Origin of the sequence: Streptomyces sp. NBC_01788 (assembly GCF_035917575.1) — a bacterium.
Classification (GTDB): Bacteria; Actinomycetota; Actinomycetes; order Streptomycetales; family Streptomycetaceae; genus Streptomyces.
This window is the reverse complement of the sequence record NZ_CP109090.1, coordinates 1,019,282-1,044,513: the sequence shown is the minus strand read 5'-3', so window position 1 is coordinate 1,044,513 and position 25,232 is coordinate 1,019,282. Positions and strand designations below refer to the sequence as shown.

23 protein-coding genes are annotated in these 25,232 nt (G+C 72.2%); 11 read left to right on the top strand and 12 right to left on the bottom strand.

The genetic code is table 11. From position 1 onward, the window contains the following. Position 1 precedes the first annotated feature (1 nt). Together OIE49_RS04970 and OIE49_RS04965 are read right to left on the bottom strand one after the other, a co-directional pair. Positions 2-3,271, bottom strand: coding sequence for a non-ribosomal peptide synthetase (locus OIE49_RS04970; RefSeq protein WP_326801248.1), 3,270 nt, complete (start codon positions 3,269-3,271; stop codon positions 2-4). Positions 3,272-3,285: 14 nt separating this feature from the next. After that, positions 3,286-5,814 (bottom strand): Pls/PosA family non-ribosomal peptide synthetase, encoded by a 2,529-nt coding sequence (locus OIE49_RS04965; RefSeq protein ID WP_326801247.1) that lies wholly within the window; start codon positions 5,812-5,814, stop codon positions 3,286-3,288. A 436-nt stretch (positions 5,815-6,250) separates the two neighbouring features. Between OIE49_RS04965 and OIE49_RS04960 the strand changes: the two genes are divergently transcribed. Further along, positions 6,251-7,195, top strand: a complete 945-nt coding sequence (locus OIE49_RS04960) for an MIP/aquaporin family protein (RefSeq protein ID WP_326801246.1) — start codon at positions 6,251-6,253, stop codon at positions 7,193-7,195. A gap of 66 nt (positions 7,196-7,261) precedes the next feature. Here the strand turns inward: OIE49_RS04960 and OIE49_RS04955 are convergent, their stop codons facing one another. The 4 genes from OIE49_RS04955 to OIE49_RS04940 all read right to left on the bottom strand — a co-directional run bounded on the left by OIE49_RS04955 (position 7,262) and on the right by OIE49_RS04940 (position 10,389). Beyond that, positions 7,262-7,756, bottom strand: coding sequence for a hypothetical protein (locus OIE49_RS04955; RefSeq protein WP_326801245.1), 495 nt, complete (start codon positions 7,754-7,756; stop codon positions 7,262-7,264). A 35-nt stretch (positions 7,757-7,791) separates the two neighbouring features. After that, positions 7,792-8,286, bottom strand: a complete 495-nt coding sequence (locus tag OIE49_RS04950; protein ID WP_326801244.1) for a lamin tail domain-containing protein — start codon at positions 8,284-8,286, stop codon at positions 7,792-7,794. A gap of 173 nt (positions 8,287-8,459) precedes the next feature. Next, a complete protein-coding gene (locus OIE49_RS04945; protein ID WP_326801243.1) occupies positions 8,460-9,485 on the bottom strand; it encodes an alcohol dehydrogenase in 1,026 nt (341 codons plus the stop codon). 97 nt (positions 9,486-9,582) lie between these two features. Next, positions 9,583-10,389 (bottom strand): thioesterase family protein, encoded by an 807-nt coding sequence (locus OIE49_RS04940; RefSeq protein WP_326801242.1) that lies wholly within the window; start codon positions 10,387-10,389, stop codon positions 9,583-9,585. Between the two features lie 131 nt (positions 10,390-10,520). On the opposite strand from OIE49_RS04940, the gene OIE49_RS04935 reads away from it, so the two are divergent. Continuing rightward, positions 10,521-11,036 carry a GNAT family N-acetyltransferase gene (locus OIE49_RS04935; RefSeq protein ID WP_326801241.1) on the top strand — a complete coding sequence of 172 codons (516 nt, stop codon included), beginning with the start codon at positions 10,521-10,523 and terminating at the stop codon, positions 11,034-11,036. An 11-nt stretch (positions 11,037-11,047) separates the two neighbouring features. On the opposite strand, the gene OIE49_RS04930 is transcribed toward OIE49_RS04935, so the two are convergent. Further along, the gene (locus OIE49_RS04930) at positions 11,048-12,202 is read right to left on the bottom strand and encodes a Gfo/Idh/MocA family protein (protein ID WP_326801240.1); all 1,155 of its coding nucleotides are present in this window, start codon (positions 12,200-12,202) and stop codon (positions 11,048-11,050) included. Positions 12,203-12,359: 157 nt separating this feature from the next. Here OIE49_RS04930 and OIE49_RS04925 point away from each other — a divergent pair, with 157 nt between their 5' ends. The 3 genes from OIE49_RS04925 (at position 12,360) to OIE49_RS04915 (ending at position 15,248) form a co-directional block, all read left to right on the top strand. Next, positions 12,360-13,367: a LacI family DNA-binding transcriptional regulator gene (locus OIE49_RS04925; RefSeq protein WP_326801239.1), complete on the top strand. Its 1,008-nt coding sequence runs from the start codon at positions 12,360-12,362 to the stop codon at positions 13,365-13,367. A 239-nt stretch (positions 13,368-13,606) separates the two neighbouring features. Next, positions 13,607-14,668 carry a PP2C family protein-serine/threonine phosphatase gene (locus OIE49_RS04920; protein WP_326801238.1) on the top strand — a complete coding sequence of 354 codons (1,062 nt, stop codon included), beginning with the start codon at positions 13,607-13,609 and terminating at the stop codon, positions 14,666-14,668. A 172-nt stretch (positions 14,669-14,840) separates the two neighbouring features. Continuing rightward, positions 14,841-15,248 (top strand): SseB family protein, encoded by a 408-nt coding sequence (locus OIE49_RS04915; RefSeq protein ID WP_326801237.1) that lies wholly within the window; start codon positions 14,841-14,843, stop codon positions 15,246-15,248. Between the two features lie 192 nt (positions 15,249-15,440). On the opposite strand, the gene OIE49_RS04910 is transcribed toward OIE49_RS04915, so the two are convergent. Further along, the gene (locus OIE49_RS04910) at positions 15,441-15,785 is read right to left on the bottom strand and encodes a VOC family protein (RefSeq protein WP_100567569.1); all 345 of its coding nucleotides are present in this window, start codon (positions 15,783-15,785) and stop codon (positions 15,441-15,443) included. A 383-nt stretch (positions 15,786-16,168) separates the two neighbouring features. On the opposite strand from OIE49_RS04910, the gene crcB (OIE49_RS04905) reads away from it, so the two are divergent. The 5 genes from crcB (OIE49_RS04905) (at position 16,169) to OIE49_RS04885 (ending at position 19,316) form a co-directional block, all read left to right on the top strand. Beyond that, positions 16,169-16,630, top strand: coding sequence for a fluoride efflux transporter CrcB (gene crcB / locus OIE49_RS04905; RefSeq protein ID WP_326801236.1), 462 nt, complete (start codon positions 16,169-16,171; stop codon positions 16,628-16,630). Continuing rightward, positions 16,627-17,007: a DUF190 domain-containing protein gene (locus OIE49_RS04900; RefSeq protein ID WP_326801235.1), complete on the top strand. Its 381-nt coding sequence runs from the start codon at positions 16,627-16,629 to the stop codon at positions 17,005-17,007. Before crcB (OIE49_RS04905) ends, OIE49_RS04900 begins: the two co-directional genes overlap by 4 nt. Next, positions 17,004-17,372, top strand: a complete 369-nt coding sequence (gene crcB / locus OIE49_RS04895; protein ID WP_326801234.1) for a fluoride efflux transporter CrcB — start codon at positions 17,004-17,006, stop codon at positions 17,370-17,372. The genes OIE49_RS04900 and crcB (OIE49_RS04895) overlap by 4 nt, the downstream gene beginning before the upstream one ends. A gap of 98 nt (positions 17,373-17,470) precedes the next feature. Beyond that, positions 17,471-18,307, top strand: a complete 837-nt coding sequence (locus tag OIE49_RS04890; RefSeq protein WP_326801233.1) for an undecaprenyl-diphosphate phosphatase — start codon at positions 17,471-17,473, stop codon at positions 18,305-18,307. A gap of 76 nt (positions 18,308-18,383) precedes the next feature. Next, positions 18,384-19,316 (top strand): glutaminase, encoded by a 933-nt coding sequence (locus tag OIE49_RS04885; protein ID WP_100567628.1) that lies wholly within the window; start codon positions 18,384-18,386, stop codon positions 19,314-19,316. A gap of 154 nt (positions 19,317-19,470) precedes the next feature. Here OIE49_RS04885 and OIE49_RS04880 read toward each other — a convergent pair whose 3' ends face one another. From OIE49_RS04880 to OIE49_RS04865, 4 genes are all read right to left on the bottom strand, one after another. Then, on the bottom strand, positions 19,471-20,688 hold the full coding sequence (locus OIE49_RS04880) for a D-alanyl-D-alanine carboxypeptidase family protein (protein WP_326801232.1): 1,218 nt from the start codon (positions 20,686-20,688) through the stop codon (positions 19,471-19,473). Positions 20,689-20,840: 152 nt separating this feature from the next. Further along, the gene (gene rho / locus OIE49_RS04875; RefSeq protein ID WP_326801231.1) at positions 20,841-21,989 is read right to left on the bottom strand and encodes a transcription termination factor Rho; all 1,149 of its coding nucleotides are present in this window, start codon (positions 21,987-21,989) and stop codon (positions 20,841-20,843) included. A gap of 472 nt (positions 21,990-22,461) precedes the next feature. After that, positions 22,462-23,430 (bottom strand): acetylxylan esterase, encoded by a 969-nt coding sequence (locus tag OIE49_RS04870; protein WP_326801230.1) that lies wholly within the window; start codon positions 23,428-23,430, stop codon positions 22,462-22,464. Between the two features lie 121 nt (positions 23,431-23,551). Continuing rightward, positions 23,552-24,040, bottom strand: a complete 489-nt coding sequence (locus OIE49_RS04865; RefSeq protein WP_401738196.1) for a MarR family winged helix-turn-helix transcriptional regulator — start codon at positions 24,038-24,040, stop codon at positions 23,552-23,554. Between the two features lie 240 nt (positions 24,041-24,280). Here OIE49_RS04865 and OIE49_RS04860 point away from each other — a divergent pair, with 240 nt between their 5' ends. Then, complete coding sequence (locus OIE49_RS04860) at positions 24,281-25,096, top strand: putative protein N(5)-glutamine methyltransferase (protein WP_326801229.1); 816 nt, start codon at positions 24,281-24,283, stop codon at positions 25,094-25,096. Positions 25,097-25,232 lie beyond the last annotated feature (136 nt).

Sequence of the window (25,232 nt, the reverse complement as noted above, 5' to 3'; positions counted from 1 at the left end):
TTCAGGAGGAGGCCAGCAGCCCGGCGGCGTCCAGTACGGCCGCCGCCGCTACGGCCGGGCGGGTGCGGGGGAAGTAGTGGCCGCCGTCGGTGAGTTCCCGCAGTTCCACCTGGTCGGCCAGCAGCTCCCAGTCCCGCCAGTGGTCCCGGAAGCCCGCGGTGCTCGGGTCGTCGTCGGCGACGACCACGGTGACCGGCGCGGCCAGTCGCACCGCGGGTGGGGTGTCCAGGGCGTCGGCGAAGCAGCGGTGCGCCGCCACGCAGTCGTGCCGGTAGGCGGCCCCGACCCGTTCGGCGTGCTCCGCGTTCAGCTCGCCGAGTTCCGGGTAGCCGCCGTCCGCACCGATCCGGGCGGCGATCTCGGCGTCGCCGCTCCCGGTCAACTCGGCTGCGGCGGCGCGTCGTTCGGCGGCGGTGCCGAGCAACTGGGCGCCGAGGAACACCCGTGTCACCTCGACCCCGAGAGAGGAGAGCCGCTGGGCGGCCAGCAGGGCGGGCGCGGTGCCGGAGGAGTGGCCCCACAGCATGACCTGCTTCAGGCCGCGATCGGCGATCTCCGTGGCGACCCGCTCCACCACCTGTTCCAGCGGTGCGAACGGCTCCTCGCCGGCGGCCGGGTCGTGACCGGGCAGGTCCACCGCGAGGACGGCGACGCCGCTTGCGGACAGGGCGCCCGCCATCGGCTGGAAGTTGACCGCGTTGCCGCCCGCGTGGGGGAAGCACACCAGCGCGCACGCGAGGGAGGTCGCGTCCGCCGACAGCGGCTGGAGCAGTCCCGGCCGCTGCCGGGCCGTGCCGTCGAGGCACGCGGCGAGTTCGGCGAGCACCGGATGGCGGGTGATGTCCTTGAGGGACACCTCGCGGTTCAGGGCGATGGTGAGCTTCACCGCCGACAGGGAGGTTCCGCCGAGGTCGAAGAAGTGGTCCCGCCGGCCGATCGTCCGCCCGGGCAGGCCCAGCAGTTCCGCCCACGCGGCCGCCAGCCGCCGCTCGGTCGGGGTGCGCGGGGCGTCCTCGGGCTCCCCGGAACCGGCCTGTTCCGCCGCGGGCGCGCTGCGTTCGGCCAGCGCCGTCAGCGCCTTGCGGTCGATCTTCCCGTTGCCGGTCAGCGGCAGCGCGTCCTGCCAGTGGAAGGCCGACGGGACCATGTACGCGGGCAGCGCGGCACCGAGCGCCTCGCGCAACTCCTCCGGCTGAAGCCGCCGGCCGGTGTGGAAGGCGATCAGATGCGTGCTGCGGCCCGCGAGTTCGGCGACGACCACCGCGCCGTCCCGGACTCCGGGAACGCGCAGCAGGGTGTTCTCGATCTCCCCGATCTCGATGCGGAACCCGCGGATCTTGACCTGACTGTCCCGGCGGCCGAGGAACTCCAGCTTCCCACCGGGGTGCCAGCGGCCCCAGTCGCCCGCCAGATACAGCCGCTCGCCCGGCCGGTGCGGGTCCTCACGGTAGGCCTCACGGGTCCGCTCGGGATCGTTGACGTATCCGCGTCCCACACACACGCCGGAGAAGGCGATCAGTCCGGGCGCGCCGAGCGGCACCGGTGCGAGGTTCTCGTCGACGACGTAGACGCGCACGTTGTTGACCGGGCGTCCCAGCAGCACCCGTTCCGGCACCGTGTCCATGACCTCGTGGTTGGTGTCGTCCGAAGTCTCGGTGAGTCCATAGGCGTTGACCAGCCCGATGCCGGGCTGGAGGGCGAACCAGCGCTGGACGAGCTCCCGCTTCAGCGCCTCGCCGGTCACCGACACGCAGGCCAGGTCGGGCAGTTCGCGGGGGTGGCGTTCCAGGTACGAGGCCACCACCTCCAGATAGGAGGGCACGACCTGCGCCACGGCGACCCGGCCGCGCACGAGCGTGTCGAGGAATCGCTCCACGTCCACGACGGCGTCCTGCTCGACCAGCAGGGTCCGCCCGCCCACCAGGAGCCCGGCCAGCAACTGCCACAGCGAGATGTCGAAACACTGCGGAGCCGTCTGCGCCACCACCCGCCCGGGGCCGATCCCCAGGTCGTCGATCTTGGCGTACAGGTGGTTGAGCATGCCCGCGTGCTCGCACATCGCTCCCTTGGGCTCACCGGTGGAGCCGGAGGTGAAGTAGATGTACGCCAACTGGTCGGGGGAGACCTCCACTTGGAGGTCGCCGTCGGCGTGCTGTTCCGCGTACGCCGTCTCGATCAGCAGCTTCTCGGTCCCCGTCGGCAGCGCGGCCCGCGCCTCGTCCAGGGTGCCGCTGCTGCCCGGCTCGGTCAGCACCAGCCGGCAGCCGGCCCGGGCGAGCGTCGCCTCGATCCGCCCGGCCGGGAAGTGCGGCTCGATCGGCAGGTAGGCACCGCCGGCCTTGAACACCGCCAGTACCGCCGCCAGCCAGTCGAGATTGCGTTCGGTGACCACGGCCACCACGTCCTCCCGGCGCAGACCGCGCGCCAGCAGGGCCCGGGCCAGCCGGTTGGCCCGGGCGTTCAGTTCCCCGTACGTCCACGACCGCTCGCCGTGCACCGCGGCCACCGCATCGGGGTGGGCCCGTACCCGCTCCTCGAAGAGTTCGTGCGCCCGCGCGGACGGCAGTTCCCGGTGCGGCCCGGCCAGCCCCTCCAGCTGGTCGCGCCTTTCCTCGGGCGACAGCACGCTCTGCCGGGTGTGCTCGGCGTCCACGTCGGCGGCCATCAGACGCAGCGCGGTCAGGTGGTAGCCGCAGATCCTGGCCGCGGCGCCGGCGTCCAGCGCGTCCGTGCGGTACCGCAGTCGTGCCGTCAGCAGTCCGTCCGGCTCGCCGAACGCCACCCGCAGCACCGCCTCGGCGGGCAGGGCGCCGCTCCCGGTGTCCGCAGGGTCGAAGACGGCCTCGTACGGCGGTCCGGAGAGCCCCAGCTCCCGGCGCAGGTCGTCCACGGGAAAGTCCCGGTGCGCGAGCAGGTCCCCCGCGACGCGGTGGGCGTCGAGCACCAGCCGGCGCCAGGACGACGGCGCGACGGCCAGCCGGCAGGGCAGCGGGCCGGAGTCCGGGCCCGGGACATGGCCCGTCACCACGTCCGGCTCACCGGACAGCACGGCCAGCACCTTGGCGTGCGCGGCCAGCAGGACCGCGCCGGGCGGCACCTCCAGCTCGGCCGCCAGGGCGCGTACAGCCCGCGCCGTCCCGGCCGGCACGATCTGCTCGTGCTCGGCCTCACCGGCCACCGGCTCGCCTGCCCACCGCGGAACAGCGGTGAAGCCGCCGGCGGTCAGCACCTCGCTCCAGAACTCCCTGTCCGCTGCCACGAGCGCTCCCATTGACTGGCCCTTCCTCACTTCGCCGTCGGCGCGGCGGGGTTTCCGCCCCATTCCGCCCTCGCAGGAACTTCCTCGCCCTTCATGAGGAAGGAATCGGGCGCCAGTACGGCCCCGTCGCCCACCGTCACGCCGTAGTGCACGTGCGCGCCGATCCCGAGCGTGCAGTCGGAGCCGAGCGTGGTGCGGTCCGACTTGAAGGTGCCGTCCTCCTGGGAGTGGCACTGGATCTTGCTGCCCGCGTTCAGCACGCAGTCGTCACCGATGACGGTGAGCGTCCGCTCCGTGATGTAGCAGCCGTCGTCGAAGACCCGGCGGCCGATGCGCACGCCCATCAGGCGCCAGACGAGAGTCTTGAACGGGGTCCCGTTGAACACCTCGAGCCATTCGTCCGGCACCTTCCACAGCCGCTCGTGCCACCAGAAGTACGGGTCGTAGATCGAGCACAGGCGGGGGCGCAGGGCGCGGAAGGCGGCGATGACCCGCTCCACCAGGATGAAGTAGCCGGCCGTGAGGGCCAGGGTGAGGGCCAGATACCCGGCGATCACCACGTGACCCAGCGTGCCGTAGAGGTCGACGCAGGCCAGAGCGAGTCCCGTGAGCATGGCGGCGAGCACCCAGCGCAGCAGCAGGAACAGCGCCATGGAGCGGAGGTTGTAGCGGTTCTTCGCGGCGAGGCTGCGGCGCAGGGCGTCGCCGGTCCTGAGGTGGTCGAAGCGGGTGTCGCGCTCCACCGAACGGGGGATCTCGAAGGACGGTGAGCCGAGCAGCCCGACACCTTCGCGCAGTTCGCCGTCGAGGGGGACCATCACCTTCGTCGCGAGCAGGCAGTTGTCGCCCGTCCTGGCCCCCGCCGGATAGGCGATGTTGTTGCCGAGGAAGTTGTGCGCGCCGATTGACGCCCGGCTCACCTTGAAGGACGTGCTGGAGTATTCGGCGTTGATGACGGAGAGCCCGTCGGCCACCATCGTGCCGCTGCCGACGGACACCAGGAACGGCGTCTCGTGCTGCACCTCGGTGCCGAAGTTCGAGCCGGTCTGCTCCACCCGGGACAGGTCGTATCCGAGCCGGCGCAGGTAGGGGACGATGTAGGAGCTGTCGCCGCAGAGCCAGGGGAAGAACTTGATGTTCGTCAGGCCGGCCACCGTGCGGTGCAGCGCGTACTGGAAGCCGTAGAGCGGATAGACCCGGTCGGGTTTGACGGCCAGGCTCAGCAGCCGGGGCACCGTGAACAGCACGGCCAGGCCCACGACGAGCCCGCCGAAGAACAGCACGGCGGACACGACCAGGGTGTCGGCGAGGAACTTCGGCATCGTGGACAGGGTCGTCCCCGCTTCCAGCCGGTCGCGCAGCGCCGGAACCTGCGAGAACAGTATGTAGACGCCACCGACGCCGAGCGGCAGGTACAGCAGGAACAGCTGGAGCAGGGAGGTCAGCCCGAAAGCCGCCCGCCGCAGGGTGCCGCACCGGGCCGGTTCGACCCTGATGTGGTCGACCGACGTGGGCTGCGCCGGGGAGCCGTGCCGGCGTTCGCCGGCCGGCACGTGCTGGCCCCGATACAGGGCGGAGGAGTGGCCGAGCTGTGAGCCGTCGCCCATCGAGGTGTCGATGTCGAGCACCGACTTCTCGCCGATGAAGACGTCCCGGCCGAGGTCGATCCGGCCGGTCTGGATGCGCCCGGCGTGCGCGCGGTAGCAGAGGAAGAACGTGTCCTTGCGGATCACCGTGCCCGCGCCGATGGTGAGCAGGTCGGTGCAGACCGGCACGGAGTGGGAGAGGATCGTGACGTCCCTGCCGATCCGCGCGCCCAGGGCCCGCAGGTACATCACGTACACCGGGTTTCCGATGAAGAGAACCATCGGATTCGCGTGCAGGAGCACCTTGAGGATCCAGAAGCGGAGATAGGCCGCACTCCACACCGGGAATTCTCCGGCCTTCCAGCGGCCGACGAGAATCCACTTCGCCGCGACCGGGAAGACGCACAGGAGGATGAATCCGCCGGTCCCGAACAGCAATGACCGCAGATAGATGTCGACGAGTCCCGTCCCCGAGGCGACCCACTCGTACGCCCGGGCCGTGAACATTCCGACGACGACTGAATACCCGAGGAAAATGGCCAATTGGGCCGCTCCGCACAGCACGTAGCGCGCCGTGCTCGGTGCCGCCCCGGCCGGTGCCGGCGTCCCGCCCGCGGGTGCCGCCGGGGCCGCCGTCGCCGGTGTGCCGACGGCGGCCGAAGCGGCGACCGCGAGAGCTTCCGCCAGGCTGCGGACCGTGGGGTTGCGGTAGATGTCCCTCATGGACACCGACGGCAGATCGGATCTTTTCCGGACCCGTGCGCAGAACTGCGCCATGACAAGGGAGTTGGCGCCCAGGTCGTCGAAGAAGTGACTGTCGGGCGGGACGTGCTCGGCGTGTACGACGTCCGCCAGAATTCCGGCGAGTTCCTTTTCTGTCTCCGTCGCCGCCGGGATGGTGCCTGCGTGCCCGGCGATCACGGGTTCGTCCGGCCCGGGCATCAAGATGTCGGCAGACTTCTCCACCATGCGAGCTCCCTGAAGGAAAGGTCGAAAACCATCGGCCAGCGGTGCCCGGTCTCCGGGACCGTGCGTTTTCGCCTGATCACGAAACCATGGATCAGTCTTGTTCGGTCGCCGCGGGGTTGCCACTCGGATTCGGTGGCGCCGAGGCGGCCGGAGGGTTCGGCAAGCTGCTTTTCCTCGGTTCTTCGCACTGCGGGGATGAGTAATCTCACCCGTATGGGGGTTCACTCTCCAGGGGGATAGGGACGCGGCCCGCCACCTCGCGCCGCATGCCGGGGCGTGGCGGCCGCCGGCCCGCACCGGGCCGAGTGGCCTCGGTCCGCACCGGCGCGCAGACTGGCAGTGAGGCGGGGCCGCCCGGGACTGGGCGGCCCCGCGAGGCCGCCCTGTTCAGGGCCGTGTCCGGCCGTTCGCCGGACCGTTCGTCGAGGGGGCCGATATGGCCGTGGAAATCCCGCCCCTGCTGAGACCTTCACGGCTCAGGAGCCGTGGAGGGCTCGGGGGCGAATGCATGGCGGAGTTCCTGGGGACCCTCGTCCTCATCGCCTTCGGTTGCGGTTCGGTGGCGATGACGGTCGCGGCGCTGCCCGGCTCGGGTCGCACGTCGGGGCCCACCACGTTCTTCCTCGGCGCCGCCGACTGGCTGGTGATCGGCTGGGGCTGGGCCTTCGCGGTGGCCTTCGGCGTGTATGTGGCCGGCGGCGTCAGCGGGGCGCACATCAACCCCGCCGTGACGCTGGCGTTCGCGGTGCGCCGCAGGTTCCCCTGGACGAAGGTGGTTCCGTACTGGATCGCGCAGGTGGCGGGCGCCTTCGTCGGGGCCGCGCTGGTGTACGCCGTCTACCACGATGCGATCAACACCTTCGACAGCGTGTCGAAGCCGCCGAAGACGCACGGGCACACCCTCGCCACGTTCTCGATTTTCGCGACCTTCCCGGCGCCCTACTTCCACGGCGGTTACTGGGGGCCCCTCGTGGACCAGATCGTCGGCACCGCCTTCCTGGTCATGCTGATCGCGGCGGTGATCGACCTGCGCAACACGGCTGTGAAGGCCAACCTCGGACCGCTGGTCATCGGCTTCGTGGTGGCCGCCATCGGCATCTCTTTCGGAGCGAACGCCGGGTATGCCATCAACCCGGCCCGCGACTTCGGGCCGCGCCTGTTCACGTTCTTCGCGGGATGGGGAGACCTTGCTCTACCCGGCAGCCTGGCGGGGTCGTTCAGTCACTACTGGTGGATCCCGATCGTCGGGCCGCTGGTCGGCGGGGTCGTCGGTGTCCTCGTCTACGACCTGTTCATCGGCGACGTGCTGCACGCGCGCGCCCAGCAGGCCGAGTTGCCGGAGCCCGGACGCACCCGCCCGGCCGAGGAGGGCGACACGTAGGGCCTCTCGTCGCTGCCCTCGCCGGACGGATGCGTCCGCATCACTGACGTACTGACTGACGTATCATCAGGAATAGGTCCATCGCCAGACGTTGGAGCGGTACGAGCACGTGATCCGGGTGCCGTTCGCGGTGGTGGTGCTGGCTCCGTGGTCGCCGTTGCGGCAGTACTGCCCCGCCTGGTAGCAGTTGCCGGCGTTGGAGCGGATCGAGCAGGTGCCGACCGCGCTGCCGCCGCCACCGCTGCTGCGGGTGGTGCCGGTTCCGGCGGCAGCGGCCGCCCTGGTGACGGTGATCGTCGGGCCGGGCGTCCTGACCGTCTCGGTGGCGGTGACCGTCGCGGTGGGCGCGGGTGTGACGGTCTCGGTCGCGGTGGCCGTGACGGTGGCCGTGGCCGTGACGGTCACGGTGGGCTGCGGCTTCGCGGCCTCGCCGTCGGACTGTCCGCAGCCGAAGGCGCCCACGGCGAGCAGGGCGATGCTCGCCGCCCGCGCGAGTGAGCGCCGGTGCGCCGGACCAATGCCGGATCTGCTGCGCGGTCGCGGCTGGTGGTGCTGGTGCATGGTCCCCCCTGGGGCCGGTACGAGGACGGGCCGGCTCAGCCGTGGTAGCGGATGTAGCCGTCGCCGTCGCGGTCGTCGCGGGCCTTGGTGTAGGAGTGGACGTCGGCCCGGGCACCGGAGGGCTTGAGCAGGTAGATGGTGTCCTTGTCGTTGTTCCAGAGGAAGTTGCAGTTCTGGCGGTAGACGACGTTCTTGGCGTCGGAGTCCGTGCCCTTGCCGCCGCGCAGCTTCACGTAGTCGCCGGGCTCGAGGTAGTGGTTGGCACTGAACGTGAACCGGTTGCCGGAAGCGTCCTTGACCACGTAACCCTTGAGGTTGACCGTCGCCGTGCGCGAGTAGTTCTTGACCGTCAGGTACTCGTCCTTGGTGTTGCCGGTACGGCAGTTGTTGGAGTCCCGCCCGGGCGCGTCGTACTGGACGCCCTTCACCTTGAGCGCGGACGAGTATTCGGCGGCCTGCGCCGGAGCGGCGCCGACGACAGCGACGGTCCCGGCCGCGGCGGCCACGGCCAGCACGGAGCGTATCCGCATGAGGTTCCCCCCTCAGTGGAGCCAATGGAGCGTCAGGAGCATACACAGGAGGTGAGAACGGAGTGACGGGGAGGTGGAGGAATCGTGAAGGTGGCCGTGTCTCCCCGACATGCGAGCCGCTCTCACCATCCCGGTGCGGCCGGGACAACCGGCCGGGCTCCTGGGCCTGTTGGTCAGCCGGTCGTGAGCACCATCCGGAACCGGGCGGCGCCGGCGAGCATCTTCGCGTAGGCCTCGCCGGCCTGGTCCAGCGGGACGGTCTCGGTCATCGGACGGATGCCGTGCAGGGCGCTGAAGGCCATGGTGTCCTGCACGTCCTGCGCGGTGCCCGACGGGTGGCCGCGGATGACACGGGCGGCCGTGATCAGCTGGAGCGGGCTGATCCCCAGCGGCTCGGGTGCCGCCCCGATGACCACCAGCTCACCGCGGTGCGACAGCCCGTCGACGGTCGCCGCGATCGCCTCGGAACTGCCGGCCGTGGCCAGGACGACCTTGGCGCCGCCCAGCGACTGCAGCGCGTCGCCGACCGGGGTGTCCGTCGTACTGTCCACGTAGTGGTGCGCGCCGAGCCGCTTGGCGAAGTCCGCCTTGTCGGCCCCGCGGGCGATCGCCACCGTCTCGAACCCCATGGCCACCGCGTACTGCACCCCCAGGTGACCCAGGCCTCCGATTCCGAGCACGGCCACCAGATCGCCCGGCCGCGCGGAGCTGCGCCGCAGCCCGTCGAACGTGGTCACGCCCGCGCACGCCATCGGCCCGGCATCGCTCGCCGCCAGCGCGTCGGGGATCCGGGCCAGCGCGTCGACCGGCGCGATCACCCGCTCGGCGAAGCCGCCGTCGTACGACCAGCCCGGCACCTTGAGATTCGGGCACACGATGAAGTCGCCCTGCCGGCACGGGGTGCAGTGATGGCAGCTGCCGCCGAACCAGCCCACCGCCACCCGGTCGCCCACCTGCCATCCCTGGTCCTGCGTCCCCTCGCCGAGCTGCTCGATCCGCCCGGCGATCTCGTGCCCCGGCACCACCGGGAAACTGATTCCGGGCAGCGCGGCGTCCACGAAGAAGGTGTCGCTGTGGCAGACTCCGCACGCCTCCACGGCGATCGCGACCCGACCGCAGCCCGGCTCCGCCGCCTCACGCTCGACGATCTCGAACGGGCCGCCGGCTGCGATGGCCTGCGCGACTTTGTAGGTAGTCATCTGTCTCTCCCGGAAAGCGGGTACGACGGACCCCCGCAACCAGGACATCAGCTCCGCGCCGTTCGCGCGCGCCGTGGGGGAGGCGGCCCCGCCGCGGTCAGCCGCCCGGCATGGGGCGCACGGTGAGGATCTGCTGGGCGTGCCCGACCGGACCGTGCAGATCGTGCAGGACCGTGCTGGTCAGGCCCACGCCCGCCGGGCCGAAGGCCACGGTGGTGTCCAGACCGGTCCAGCGGCCCTCCGGGCGGCGGTGCAGGTGCACGGTCAGGTCGACGTTGGGGAACATCCACGCGGTCGGCGACTCGCGTACGGCGATGCCGTTCGCCGTGTCGACGAGGGCGAGGCAGGAGGCGAGCGGGCTGCTGGGCTCGCCGGCGACCAGGGTGAGCGGGGTGGAGATCCAGGCGGTGGTGCGGCCCGGGGCCGGCGGGGCGAGCGGACGGATGTCCAGGGACGCGATGAAGCCGCCCGGCCACAGCTCGCTCATCGCCCAGGGCGCGAGTCCGTCGGGCGGGGTGAGCCGGTCACCGGCACCCCCGGCGACGGCCGCGGTGTCCTGGGCCGACAGCAGCCAGACCCGGGCCCGGACCACCGGGCGCCCGGCGATGCGCACGACGGCTTCCAGGAGTTCGATGGTGCGGCCGGGGCGGAGGGTCTCCACCTCGATCTCGCACTCGTCCAGGGCCGGGGCGCCCAGGATGTCGTAGCTGATCCGGACCGGTATCAGGGCGCTGCCCCCGCGCGCGGCCAGATGGTCCTCGACCGCGTGGACGACCAGCCCGCCCAGCGGGCCGAAGTGCTGCTCCCGCACGTCCCAGGCGCCACCGGCATGCTCGGTGGGCTTGAAACGGTGCTCGTCGATGCGTTCGTAGTAGCTGCCGGGAACCGGGGCGCCGGTGTTCAACGCGTGCTTCTCCTCGGGCTGTTCACAGGAAGCCGATCCGGCACGGGTTTCACGCGCCGGATCGGCCGGGCAGCCCCATCATGACCCAGCCCATACTTGGCATCTACACCCACCTTCCGTCAGGAGGCCCCGTGCTCTTGCGTGACGTCACCCATGACGACGTGGACGCGTACGTCCGGATGCGCTGCGACCCGGTGATGATGGCCGAGCTCGGCGGACCCCTGCCGGCCGGTGGCATGGCGGACAAGGTGCGCCGGGACGCCCGCCAGGCGGCGGACGGCACCGCTTGGATCAAGATGATCGTCCCCGACCCGCGCACCCCGGGGGAGGTGGCCGGGACGGTGACCGTCTGGACCCATGACGGCGACGACGGTCCGATGTCGGAGATCGGCTGGATGGTGCTGCCGCGGTACCAGGGGCGCGGCCTCGGCGGCCGCGCGGCCCGCGCCCTGCTGGAACGGGCGCGGGACGAGGACCGCTGGGGAGAGGTGCACGCCTTCCCGGCCACCACCAACGCGGCCTCCAACGGCATCTGCCGCTCGCTCGGCTTCCGGTTCGTCGGCGAGCGCGAGGTGGAGTTCGCCGGCCGCATGCTGCGCACCAACCACTGGGAGATCACCCCGCGCGCGGACCTGACGCCGGAGTGAGGCGGCGCGGGTCAGCCGAGGCTCACCCACCCGCGCTCCTCGGCGGAACGGGCCATCGCGTCCAGTGCCACCGCGGCGGCCACGGCGTCGTCGAGGGTGGCACCGTGGACCCCGCCCTCCGCGATCGAGCGCAGGAAGTGGTACGCCTCGATGACCTTGAGGTCGTCGTAGCCCATGGCGTTGGCCGCACCCGGCTGGAAGGCCTCGTACTCGCCGTGACCGGGGCCCACGTGGACCGTGCTGACGGGCTGGTCCTGGTACGTGGTGCCGCGGCTGACGCCGAGTTCGCCCATGCGCCGGAAGTCCCACCAGAGCGCGCCCCGGGTGCCGTGGATCTCGAAGCCGTAGTTGTTCTGCTCGCCCACCGAGACCCGGCAGGCCTCCAGGACACCGCGCGCGCCGGAGGTGAAACGCAGCAGGCAGTCGACGTAGTCGTCGTTCTCCACCGGGCCGGGTTCGCCGCCCGCCGCCCGGGTGTGTCCCGCGGTGGCGTCGGTCGGGCGGGCCCGTTCGGGCACGAACACGGCGGTGTCGGCGGACAGCGACTCGATCTCGCCGAGCAGGTGGCGGGCCAGGTCGACCCCGTGCGAGGCCAGGTCGCCCAGCACCCCGCTGCCGCCGCGTTCACGCTCGTAGCGCCAGGTCAGCGCGCCCTCCGGGTGGGCCGCGTAGTCGCTGAACAGCCGGATGCGGACATGGGTGACCGTGCCGATCTCACCGGCCGCGATCATCTCGCGGGCGGCGGCGACGGCGGGCGCGTTGCGGTAGTTGAAGCCGACCGTGCCCCGCACACCGGCCCGGGCGGCGGCGCCGGCCACCGCGCGGGCGTCGTCGGCGCTCAGGCCCACCGGCTTCTCGATCCAGATGTGCTTGCCCGCCTCGGCCATGGCGAGGCCGATCTCCCGGTGCAGGAAGTTCGGGGCGGTGATGCTGACCGCCTCCACCCGGGGGTCGGCGGCGATCTCCCGCCAGTCACGGGTGGCGGAGTCGAAGCCGTACCGCTCGGCCGCCTCCTCGGCCCGGCCGGGCACCTCGTCGGCGACGGCGACCAGGTGCGGACGTACCGCGAGCCCGGGGAAGTGGTGGGGCACGCGGGCGTAAGCCTGCGTGTGCACCCGTCCCATCCAGCCGAATCCGACGACGGCGACGCCGAGCGCAGACACCATGAAAGCCCCTTGTTTGGACCGATCCAAAACCTGGTGGCTCACGATGGGGCCGCCTCCGGGCAGGTGTCAAGCCATCGGGTGAAGCTCCCCACAGGCACATCAGGACCGGTCTCCGGCCCCTTTACAAGAGCCCCGCCCTCATGGAACGGTCCACATCGTGCGACCGCCCACCATCCGTGACGTCGCCGCGCGCGCCGGTGTGTCCAAGTCCCTGGTCTCACTGGTGCTGCGCGGCTCCGGCAGCGTGCGCCCCGACAAGCGGCAGGCGGTCCTCGCCGCGGTCGAGGAGCTCGGCTACCGGCCCAACGCCGCCGCCCGCAGCCTCAGCGAGCGCCGCACCCGCACCGTCGGCGTGCTCCTGAACGACATGCGCAACCCGTGGTTCGTGGAACTCCTGGACGGTCTGAACTCCTGCCTCCACGACGCCGGTCTGCACATGCTGCTCGCCGACGGCCACCTCAACCGGCGCCTGGGCGAGGACCTCACCCGCACCTTCACCGAACTGCGCGTCGACGGCCTGGTCGCCGTCGGCACCCTGCGCGATCCGCGCGCGCTGCGCGTCGCGGCCGGCCGGGTGCCCACCGTCGTCGCCGGCGCCCGCGAACCCGAACTGCCGGGGGTGGACGTCGTCGCGGGCGACGACGAGCGGGGCGCACGGCTGGCCACCGAGCACCTCGTCGCCCTCGGTCACCGGCACATCGCCCACATCGCCGGCCAGGGCGCGGTCGGCGACCTGCGCCGCCGCGGCTTCGAGGCCGCCATGCGCGCACACGGGCTCGCCGGCACGGCGGTCGTCGAGCAGGGCGACCTCACCGAGGAGGGCGGCTATCGGGCCACCGTGCGGCTGCTCAGCCGTACCCGGCGGCCCACCGCCGTGTTCGCGGTCAACGACATGGCCTGCGTCGGCGCGCTGTCCGCCGCTGAGGAGAGCGGCCTCCGGGTCCCTGGCGACCTCTCCCTGGCCGGCTACGACAACACCTATCTGTCGCGCCTGCGCCACCTGTGGCTGACCACCGTGGACAACGCCAGCCACGACGTGGGCCGGCGCGCCGCCCAGCGGCTGCTCGACCGCATCGACGACCCGCACCTGCCCCGGACCGTCGACCTGACGAGCCCGGCCCTGGAGGTGCGCGGCACGACCGCGCCGCCTGCCGCGACCGCCTGACGAGCATCTTCCCGGCCTCCCGGACGACCCCGAATCGGCCCCGGCCCGCTGGTTACCCGGACCCCGGGGTTCGGAAGTGAGCCCCCGGGGTCCTCCGCGCGTCGCGCGTCGCGGAGGGCCCACGCTCCGGTGCCGGCGATCCGGCCCCCGCCGCGGATCAGCGCCCTCGCCCGGCCGCGCCAGGGGTGAGAACATGGCGTGTGTCGCTCATGGACCTACGGCGTTCACCATCGGGACGGGTGCTGGTCCTCATCCCCCTGGTACTGATCGCTGTGGTGGGCGTCGTGGACGCCCTGACCCCGCCCGACGTGCACCTCGGCCCGCTGCTGGTCGCGGCTCCCGCGTTCACCGCCGCGTTCTCCGGGCCCTGGCTCACCGCGCTGATCGGTGCGCTGGCCGTCGGGACCGAACTCTCCATCGGCGCCGTCCAGGGCACGCTGGGCACCCAGAACCTCCAGGCGGAGATCGCGTCGCTGATCCTCGTCTCCGGTCTGATCGTGGTGTTCTGCCTGTTCCGTGACCGGCGCGAGCACCAGCTGACGCAGAGCCGGGTCGTGGCACGGGCCGTGCAGGACGTGCTCTTCCCGCCCCTGCCCGTCCGCAGCGGCCCCCTGCGGATCGCCTGCCTGTACCTCGCCGCCCAGGACGAGGCCACCATGGGCGGGGACCTCTACGCCGCCGCCCGCACCGGACACAGCACCCGGCTGCTCATCGCCGATGTGCGGGGCAAGGGGCTGCCCGCGATCAGCCATGCCGCACTGCTGCTCGGCGCCTTCCGCGCGGCCGCGCACCGCCGGCCCTCGCTGCCGCGCCTGGCCGTGCACCTGGACGGCGCCATGCGCTGGGAGTTCCGGCAGTGGCAGACCGCGCAGATGCTCGACACCGACGAGTCCTTCGCCACCGCCCTGCTCGTCGACATCCCCGACAGCGAGCCCGTGCTGCACCTCCTCAACTGCGGCCACCCCGCCCCGCTGCTCATCGGCGGGAAGACGGCCGAGCCCCTGACCGCGCGGGCCGTCGCGCCACCGCTCGGTCTGGGGGAACTGTCCGACGCCGCGGACTACGAGGTCGCCTCGTTCCCCTTCCCGCGCGGCGGCACACTGCTCCTGCACACCGACGGCGTCCTGGAGGCCCGTAGCCCACGGGGCGAGTTCTACCCCCTCGCCGACCGGGCCGGCGCCTGGGCCGGCGCCCCGCCGGAGGTCGTGCTGAGTCGGCTCCACGACGACCTCCTCGCCCACACCCACGGCCGCCTGGGCGACGACGCCGCGGCCGTCGCGATCCGCCGCGGCCCGTCGTGACCGGCACCGGCCGCAGCCCTGGCGCCCACCCCCGTGCCGCCGGCCGGTGGCACGGGGAGTCCAAAGGCACCTTGTGATTGCGCCGTGTGCGTTCGGGTACGCGTGCAGAGCCCATGCCCGGCCGGTCAGCTCCCGGGCGGGCCGTTCGAGTGCCGCGACCAGGGAATCCGCCATGCAGACACCAGCGAACGACAACACCCCGACGCCCGCCCAGCAAGCGCTGGACGTGCTTGCCGAGAACGCCGAGGACACGGTGGCACTGGAGACGCTCGCGAGCAGCGACGTACTGGTCCCCGTGCCCGACGACGCGAGCGAGGAGGACGCCACCAATCCCACGGCGGTGGCCCTGCCCGTTCTCGAACAGCCGGGCGGGGCGCCGGTGGTGCCGGTGTTCACCTCCGAACTGGAGATGTCCGACCTGCTGCCCTTCGTCTCCCGCTACCGCCTGGTGCCGCTCGGCGCGCTCGCGTCCCAGTGGCCGGCCGACGACCTGTCGCTGACCATAGACGCCAATTCGCCGCACGGTCTGACGCTCACCTCGGAGGGAGTCCGCAGCCTGCTGGCCCGGCCCTACGGCTGAGCGGCACCGCGAGGACCGGCGGGAACCGCCGACCGCGGTGGGCGCGGCACGTACCACCGCGGCACGCACCACCGCGGCAGGCACCACCGTGGCAGGCACCACCGCGGCACGCACCACCGCGGCAGGCACCACCGTGGCAGGCACCACCGTGGCACCGACCTTCGCGGCACCGACCTCCGCGGCGGCGGGCTCTCAGGCGTCCTGGAGAAGGCCGATGAGGTTGCCGTCGGCGTCCCTCGCCGAGGCGATCAGCCGGCCGCCGCCCACGTCCTGCACGTCCTGGAGCACCTCGGCGCCCGCGGCCACCAGCGCCGCCAGCCGGGCCCTGATGTCGTCGACGTGCCAGTACGGCACCGGTCCGGTCATTCCCTTGGCGTGCCCGTTCGGGTCGAGCCCCACGTCCTGCCCGGCGTCCTTGAACCCGACGTAGTAGGGCGCGTCGGCGTACGGCTCGACCTCCAGCAGCGCGCTGAACAGGGCCTTCGCCCGGTCGAGGTCCTTCACGGGGTAGATGATCGTCTTCAGGCCCGCGGTCATGGCGAACTCCTTGCTGTTCGGATCGCTGTTCGGATCGATATGCGGACGTACGCGGCTCCGCACGCGGCGGAGGCGCCGCGGCCCGACGGCTGCGTCGGTGGTTCCACGCTAGAACGGGCGGGCGCCGTGCGGCTTCTTCGATCCTGACCGGTTGCCGGGCGCCTGCCGGGGACGGCGTCACCCGGCTCGCCGTACACACCCCGCCGGGCGTGTGCGGTGCGGATCCGGTCGCGTTAGCCTGTAGCCCGGCCGCGAGGAATTCGCGGCGCGGCGGTGGGGCCCGCCGTACCGAAACCGTGGCACTCGTGCCGCCAACGGTCCCTACTCGCGTCAAAAGAGCGCTCCGGCATGTCCGGGCGCGGGCGAGCAGGAGACGTACGAGCATGACTGTTCCGGACGAAGAGAACCTTCGGGAGCGGAACGGCCCCACGCGGTGGCGAGCCTGGCGGGAGCAGGCGCAGGTGGTCGCCGTGGTGGCACTGGGCGGCGCGCTCGGGGCCACCGCCCGGTACACCGTCTCGCAGTGGCTGCCGACTCCGGCCGGCGGCTTCCCCTGGGCGATCTTCTGGATCAACGCCTCCGGCTGCGCGGTGATCGGCGTCTTCATGGTGGTCATCACCGATGTATGGGCCGCCCACAGGCTGGTCCGCCCCTTCTTCGGCACCGGCGTGCTCGGCGGCTTCACCACCTTCTCCACCTACACCGTCGACATCCAGCGACTGGTGGACTCCGGCCACGCCCGTACCGGGCTGGCGTACCTCGCCGCGACCCCGTGCGCGGCGCTCGCTGCGGTGTGGCTGGCCATGACGGCGGCCCGCCGTGTTCTGAAGTGGAGGCAGCCATGACCAGGCTCACCGGCAGCGCGCTGCGCGTGACCGTCTTCATCGGAGAGAACGACACCTGGCACCACCGACCCCTGTACTCGGAGATCGTCCACCGGGCCCATGCGGCGGGCCTCGCGGGCGCCAGCGTCTTCCGCGGTGTGGAGGGGTTCGGCGCGAACTCCCTGATCCACACCTCCCGGCTGCTGTCGTTGAGCGAGGACCTGCCGGTGGCGGTGGTGATCGTGGACACCGAGGAGCGGTTGCGGGCGTTCCTTCCGCAACTGGACGAACTGGTCGCCCAGGGGCTGGTGATACTCGACGACTGCGAGGTCATCCGGTACGTCGCCCGCGCGGCCGGACTCGGCGCCGCGGACGTCGAGGGCGGGAAGCCCTCGTGAACTGGCTGCTGGTGGTCCTCGGGGCCGCGGTCGGTGCACCCCTGCGCTACCTCACCGACCGCGCGGTGCAGTCCCGGCACGACTCGGTGTTCCCCTGGGGCACCTTCGTCGTGAACGTCACCGGCTGCCTTATCCTCGGCCTGCTGACCGGCGCGGCGGCCGCGGGCGTCGCCGGACCGCGTCTGCAACTGCTCGCCGGCACCGGACTGTGCGGGGCCCTGACCACGTACTCGACCTTCTCCTACGAGACGCTGCGGCTCACCGAGACCGGCGCGGGCTTCTACGCCTTCGCCAACGTCGTCGGCAGCGTCGGGGCGGGCCTCGGCGCTGCTTTCGCCGGGGCATGGGTCGCCGACGGCTTCTGACGGTCGCCGCGGATACCGCTGACCGTCACCGGACCGTCACCTCGGCACCGTAAGTGTGTGTCCACCACTGTCGATCACCGTCCTCAGAACTGGATCCCATGAGCGCCATCTCCGTCGGTCAGGCCGTCGTACTCGGAGTCGTCGAGGGGGTGACCGAGTTCCTGCCCGTGTCCTCCACCGGCCACCTGAAGATCACCGAGGGGCTCATGGGCATCCCCGTCGACGACAAGTCGGTCGTCGCGTTCTCCGCCGTCATCCAGGTCGGCGCCATCGCCGCCGTGTTGGTGTACTTCTTCAAGGACATCGTGCGGATCGTGTCCGCCTGGTTCCGGGGGCTGGCCAACAAGCAGGAGCGCTACCACCACGACTACAAGTTCGCCTGGTGGGTCATCTTCGCGACCATGCCGATCGTCGTGGTGGGCCTGGCCGCGAAGCCCTTCATCGAAGGGCCGCTCGGCTCCCTGTGGGTGGTCGCCGGTTCGCTGATCGCCGGCAGTGTCGTGATGTGGTGCGCGGACCAGATGGGCCGGCACAAGCGCGGTGAGGACGACACCTCCTTCAAGGACGCGATGCTGGTCGGCAGCTCGCAGATCCTCGCGCTGCTCTTCCCCGGCTTCTCCCGATCCGGCGCCACCATGTCGACCGCGCTCATCCTCGACCTCGACCGGGTCGCCGCCACCCGCCTGTCGTTCTTCCTCGGCCTGCCGGCCCTGACCGGCGCCGGCCTCTACGAGCTCAAGGACGCGCTCGGGGCGAGTGTGGGCGCCGTCCCGCTGGTCGTCGGCACCGTCGTGTCCTTCGTCGTCGCCTACGGCTCCATCGCCTGGCTGCTGAAGTTCGTCGCCAAGCACTCCTTCAACGCGTTCGTCGTCTACCGGATCCTGATCGGCCTGCTGCTGTTCGGCCTGCTCGGCACGGGCGTCCTCAGCAGCTGAGCACCGGGTGGCGGCCGAGGCCCGTCGCCCTGCCGTGGTCACCGTCGTGGAGCAACGCGACCGGCCCGGAGGCACAATGGCGATCATGACGTCGTCCCCGACCTATCTTCCGGTCCTCGAGCACATCGCCGAGGAGATCGGGCACACACCGGGCCGCGGGCGCCCGGCCGACTACATCCCGGCGCTCGCGGCCCGGGACCCCCGGGCCTTCGGCATGGCCGTCGCCGAGCTGGACGGCACGGTCTACGGGGTGGGGGACTGGCGGGAGCCGTTCTCCACGCAGTCCATCACCAAGGTGTTCACGCTCGCCCTCGACCTGGCGCGCGAGGGCGACGAACTGTGGGAGCACGTGGGCCGCGAGCCCTCCGGCAACCCCTTCAACTCCCTGGTGCAGCTGGAGTACGAGAACGGCATCCCACGCAACCCGTTCATCAACGCGGGCGCCCTGGTGGTCACCGACCGGCTCCAGACCCGCACCGGCGACGCGGCGGGCGAGCTGCTGAGCTTCCTGCGCGCCGAGAGCGGCAACCCGGAGCTGGACTTCGACGAGGAGGTCGCAGCCTCCGAGACCGCGCACGGCGACCGCAACGCCGCCCTCGCCCACTTCATGGCGTCCTACGGGAACGTCGACAATCCGGTGCCGGTCCTGCTGGACCAGTACTTCCGCCAGTGCTCGATCGCGGCCTCCTGCGCCGACCTGGCGCTGGCCACCACGTTCCTCGCCCGGCACGGCATAAGGGCGGACGGCTCCCGGCTGCTCGCCAGCAGCCAGGCCAAGCAGGTCAACGCGGTCATGCTCACCTGCGGGACGTACGACGCGGCCGGTGACTTCGCCTACCGCGTCGGCCTGCCCGGCAAGAGCGGCGTGGGCGGCGGCATCATCGCCGTCGTACCGGGCCGGTGCTCGCTGTGCGTGTGGAGCCCCGGCCTGGACGAGCGGGGCAACTCGGTGGCCGGCGTGGCGGCCCTGGACCGCTTCACGACCCTCACCGGACTGTCGGTGTTCTGAGGGGCCGCCCGGCGCGGGTCGTCCGATCGTGCGCCGGTCAGGTCTGGACGGCAGCCCGGCGTCCCGGCCCGGTCGGCGTCCGCCGCGGTCCGGGCCGCGACGGCCTCCGGGGGCGACGCCGACGTCCGCGGACCGTGCCCGGGTCGTCGGCAGGTCAGACGCGCGAGGCGCGCCTGCGCCGGAACCGCAGGCCGATCAGGAGGGCCCCCGCGCCCAGACCGGCGGCGCCCGCGATGGTCCCCGCCCCCGGCCAGTCCGACTCCTCCGGGCGAGGCGCACCGGCGGACGCGACGACTGCCGCTCCCGGCTTCGTACCGGGCTTCGCTCCTGGCTTCGTCCCGGACTTCGCTTCCGCCGTCGCCTCGTGCGAGACGGGCCGCAGGGCGTCGAGCGAACCCACCGGATCGACGTGGCCGGCGGCGTCGAATCCCCAGTCCAGCAGCGCGCGCGCCTCCTCGTAGACGTTGCCCTCCTGAGGGTTCATCAACGTCACCAGGACGGTGCGCCCGTCCCGGTGGGCCGCGGCGACGAGTGTGTTGCCCGCGTTGGTGGTGTAGCCGTTCTTGATGCCGATCAGACCCGGATACGGCTCCACCCCGTTGGCACCGGTCAGCAGGCGGTTTGTGTTGGCGATCTGGAACGTGCCGTCGTTGCCGGGGAAGGCGGCGTGCGCGGTGGAGCAGTACCGCGCGAAGTCCGGGTTGCGCAGTCCGGCCCGCCCGAACACGGCCAGGTCGTACGCCGAGGAGTCCTGCCCGTCGGCGTCGTAGCCGTCGGGGGAGACGACCGTGGTGTCCAGGGCTCCCAGGGAGCGGGCCTTGGCCTCCATCTGCCGGGCTGTCTGCTCCCAGCCGCCGTTGAGCGCGGCGAGCACGTGCACGGCGTCGTTGCCGGAGTTGAGGAACACCCCGCGCCACAGGTCGGCCACCTGGTACGTGTGCCCCTCGACAACCCCCACCAGGCTGCTGCCCTCGCCGATGCCCGTCAGCTCCTTGGCGCTGACGGTGTGCTGGATGCCCGCGGGGAAGGACGGCATCACGGTCAGGGCGAACAGCGTCTTGAGAGTGCTCGCGGGCGGCAGCCTGCGGTGCGCGTCGTGCGCGGCCAGCACCTCGCCCGACGCGGCGTCGGCCACCACCCAGGACAGCCCGGAGACGGCCGGAAGGTCGGGCGCCCCGTCGCGGAGCCGGACCTGGGTGCCCTCGTCGTCCAGCAGGCCCGGCTGCGGCACCGTCGCCCTCGGCTGCACTATCGCTCCACGGGCCCCGGCGGCCGCGCCGGCGACCGCGACCGGGGAGGTCACCGCCAGCAGACTCGCCGCGCAGAGCGCACAGGCCGATACGGTGGTGCGCTTGGAAAATCTGATCTTCATATCGCAAACGTAGGGACAAAATGGTGCAGGCGGGACGCTGCCCAGAGCCGAACGGGGTCCGCGAGCACCCGGATGTCCTAGCGCGCACCCCGACGGGGGCACAGCGGGCGCGGTGCTGAGGGTGCGTCGGATGCCCGGCCGGCGGCCGTGGCTCAGCCAGTGGGCAGGGTTGGCCGGACGCGGCGCAGGAACGTGGCGTTGTCGGGCGTGTCGCGCAGCCGCTCCAGCAGCGTCTCCACGCCGGTCCTGCCCTCGCGGCTGCGCAGGGCCCGCCGCAGACCGCGAACGGCCGTCAACTCGGCCGGGCTGAAGAGGAGTTCCTCACGTCGGGTGCCCGAGGGGTCGAGGTCGACGGCCGGGAAGACGCGGCGGGAGGCGAGTTCGCGACTGAGTCGCAGCTCCATGTTGCCGGTGCTCTTCAGCTCCTCGAAGAAGAAGTCGTCGGCGCGGGATCCGGTCTCCACCAGCGCGGTGGCGAGGATGGTGAGCGAGCCGCCCTCCTCGGCCGTCCGCGCCGCCCCGAAGAGCCGCTTGGGCCCCAGGAGCGCGCTCGCGTCGACACCGCCGCTGAGGGTGCGGCCGCCCGCCGCGGCCGCGTTGTTGTGGGCCCGGCACAGCCGGGTGAGCGAGTCGAGGAGGACGACCACGTCCTCACCGGCCTCGACGAGCCGTTTGGCCCGTTCGACGACGAGTTCGGCGAGCGCGATGTGCTGCTTCGGGGACCGGTCGAAGGTGGAGGCGTAGACCTCGCCGTGCACGCGGCGGCGCATGTCGGTGACCTCCTCCGGGCGTTCGTCGAGCAGCACCACCATCAGCCGGCACTCGGGGTGGTTGCCCGCGACGGCGGCGGCGATCTGCTGGATCAGCACGGTCTTGCCGGTCTTGGGCGGTGCCACGACGAGACCGCGCTGCCCCTTGCCGACGGGCGCGATCAGGTCGGCGACACGGCCGGTGAGCCCGGCGGCGGGGTGTTCCAGGCGCAGCCGCTCGCGCGGGTGCAGCGGAGTGAGGTCGTGGAAGCGGCGCCGGGACAGGGCCTCGTCCGGCGAGCGGCCGCCGATGTCCGTGATCTCGGTGACGACGTGCTGCTGCCCGAGCAGGCCTGCGACGGCGTCGCCCTTGCGCAGGCCGTGGCGGCGGATCAGCGCGGGGGAGACGCGCGGGTCGGAGGGGGTGGGCAGGAGGTCCGCGCCGCGCAGATGTCCCTTGCCGGTCGCGTCGATGTCCAGGACACCGGTGACGGACTGGGGGGCCGCGGACGTCTGCCGCGGTGCGACGGGGCGTTCGAGTGTGGTGGTCATATGAGGGAGGTCCTTTCGCGGACGGACGGCACGGGATGTGCGGGGGGAAGCGGAAGCCGCGACGGGGAGGCGTGGAGCACGGCCTCCGACGGCGGAAGACACCACCTCGGCCGGCGGCGGGCTGCCCGGGAGGGCGGAGCGCCGCTCAGGGAGAAGGCGAGGAGAAGCAGATCGCGTCGACCGCGACAGACGCGTCGACCCGGTGAGCTGATGAAGAACCGCACCGGCGCCCACAACGGGGCGTACACGAGTGCTGACACCACGATACCACCCGGCTCGCGGGCGTGGGGGAAAGCTTCGCCGCCAGGTCCGGCAGCCGGCCCACCGTTCGTCCAGCGGTCACCTCGGCACCGCGGTCGGCCTCGTCCCCGTCAAGTGGCCCGCCCCCATGCCTGGAGCGGGAACACCGCGGGCCCGGCAGCCGTCCACGCGGCTGCCGGGCCCGCGGGCATGGCAGGGATGTTCCGGGGCGTCAGGCGTACGACCGGAGCCAGCGGAGCTGGGCCGCCTCCTGGTAGGGGCCGCCGCCCTCGTGGTCGTTGAAGTCGTACACCTCGATCTGCTTGTCCTGGTGCGCCCAGGCGTTGAACGCGGCGAACACCGTGGAGGGCGGGCAGGTCTGGTCCTCCAGGGCCACCGAGAAGAGCGCGGGCGCGCGGCCCCGGGTGGCGAAGTGCACGCCGTCGAAGTACGACAGCGTGCGCAGGGCGTCCTCGGTGCGGCCGCGGTGGGTCTTCAGGTAGAGGCCTATCTCGCGGTACGGGTGACGGTCGGTCAGCGTCGTCCCGCGCGGGAAGTCGCACAGGAACGGCACGTCCGGCGCGATCGCGACCAGGTCCGGCACCAGACCTCCCACCGCGATCGTGATGCCGCCGCCCTGGCTCGCGCCGATCGCCGCGGTCCGGCCCGCGTCGGTCAGCGGGTGCGCGCGGGCCGCCTCTATCGCCCGCACCGCGTCGGTGAACACCCGGCGGTAGTAGTAGTTCTCCGGCGCGTCCAGACCGCGGGTCATGAAGCCGGGGTACGCCGGCGTGCCGCCGACCGGGTCGGAAGTGCCGCCACCGCCGCCCCAGGCGCTGCCCTGCCCGCGCGTGTCCATCACGAAGTGCGCGCGGCCCGTCGACGCCCACAGCAGATGTTCGTGCGGCAGGCCGCGCCCGCCGCCGTAGCCGACGAACTCCACGACCAGAGGCAGCGGCGCGTCGACCCGCGCGGGCAGCGTCAGCCAGCCCTTGACCGGGTGCCCGCCGAAGCCGGCGAAGGTCACGTCGTACACCTTCACCGTCGCCAGTCCCGTGTCCACCAGGTCGAACCGGGCGTCCAGGTCGTGCTCGCGGGCCTCCTGGAGCGTCTTGGACCAGAAGGCGTCGAAGTCCTCGGGCTCGACGGACGAACTGCGGTACTCGCGGAGCTCGTCGAGGGGAAGGTCGAACAGGGCCATCAACAACCGCCTTCGCGAAGAGACTGAAGAGAGCGTGGAGGCCACACGCTACGGCCTCGGTGCGGGCCGCCGTCAGCGGAGGTGTTCGATCCGGACGCGGCGCACGGCGGCCCCGGGTGCGTCAGGTGCCGTCCTCGTCCCGGCCGGGCCAGGCGTTGTAGCGGGTGAGATAGCCCGCGAACCGTTCGAGATCGTCCTCCGCCCAGCCCGCCAGGCGCTCGTGGAAGGCCGCGCGGCGGCTCTCGGTGACCCGGGCGAGGATCCGCCGCCCGGCGGCCGTCAGATGGAGCACCTGGACCCGGTGGTCGCCGGGGTCGGTACGGCGCTCGACGAGGCCGGCGCGCTCCAGGGCGGACACCTGGCGGCTGACGGTGGACTTGTCCAGCGCGTAGTGCGCGGCCAGGTCGGTGGCCCGGCAGCCGCCGCTCTCCTCCAGATGCCCGAGCAGCGTGTACGACACCAGCGACAGCTCGGGGTGCATGCGTCCCGCCGAGGCCCGGGCCCGGCGGGCGAAGACCGTCATCTCGCGGTGGATGGTCTCCACGGCCGTCTCCGCGGCCGGCGCCCGCCGCGTGACGCCGCGCTCGTCCGGTTCTGTCGCTGCGGTCACCGAATGCCTCCCCTGCTCTTCCGGTTGCATAGTACAACTGACGGATGGAGAAGGGGGCGGCGGCCGAGCGTTGGGGTAGGGTGGCCTGCGGCCGCGGAGGGTCCCGGTCGCAGGAAGCCGAGGAGGTGAGACCCATTACCGCTGTGTCAGGTCGGGTGCTCTCCCCTCGTAACGGCGCGGATCACCGTCGGTAGGTGACCGCGGGAGCGCCCTTCGGCTCCCGAAAGGTCCCCGCGTTCCATGCCCGTAATCCCTCCCCTCTCCGCTTCATCCTCTTCCGCTTCTGTGCCCCCGCGCGCCGGGGTGGTCGCCCAGCTGCGCGCCGCCGGCTGCGTGTTCGCCGAGGAGGAGGCGGAACTGATCCTCGCCGGCGCCCGCACGCCACGGGAGATCGCCGCCCTGGTGGAGCGGCGCGTCGCCGGCCTCCCCCTCGAACAGGTCCTCGGCTGGGCCGGGTTCCACGGTCTGCGGGTCGTGGTGGAACCGGGCGTCTTCGTCCCGCGGCGCCGTACCGAGTTCCTGGTCGACCAGGCGGTGGCCCGGTCCCCGGAGGCGGCCGTCGTCGTGGACCTGTGCTGCGGCTCGGGCGCGGTGGGCGCGGCACTGGCCGAGGCGCTCGGCCCGGCCGAACTGCACGCCGCCGACATCGACCCGGCCGCGGTGCGCTGCGCCCGGCGCAACATCGTCCCCAGGGGCGGCGCGGTGCACGAGGGTGACCTGTTCGACGCGCTCCCCGGCAGTCTGCGGGGCCGCGTCGACATACTGGCCGCCAATGTGCCCTACGTCCCCACGGGCGAGGTCGGCCTGCTGCCGCCCGAGGCCCGCGACCACGAGCCGCTGGTCGCCCTGGACGGCGGCCCCGACGGCCTCGACATCCTGCGCCGCGTCACCACCATGGCCCCCACCTGGCTCGCGCCCGGCGGCTGCCTCCTGGTCGAGACCAGCGAACACCAGACCCCGCAGGCCCTGGCCGCCTTCACCCGGGCCGGCCTGACCGCCCAGCTCGCCGTGTCGGAAGACCTCAGCGCCCACGTGGTGACAGGAACCAGGCACTGACCGCACTCGGCCGGTCCGCAGCACGTCCGAGAACACCTCGATCACCGCAGAGGCTCCTTCGCACCGTGCCGGTCGCAGGACCGGTGCCTCCCGGGTGAAGGCGAGCAGACCGGCGGCGGTGGTGCTCCGCCGGAAA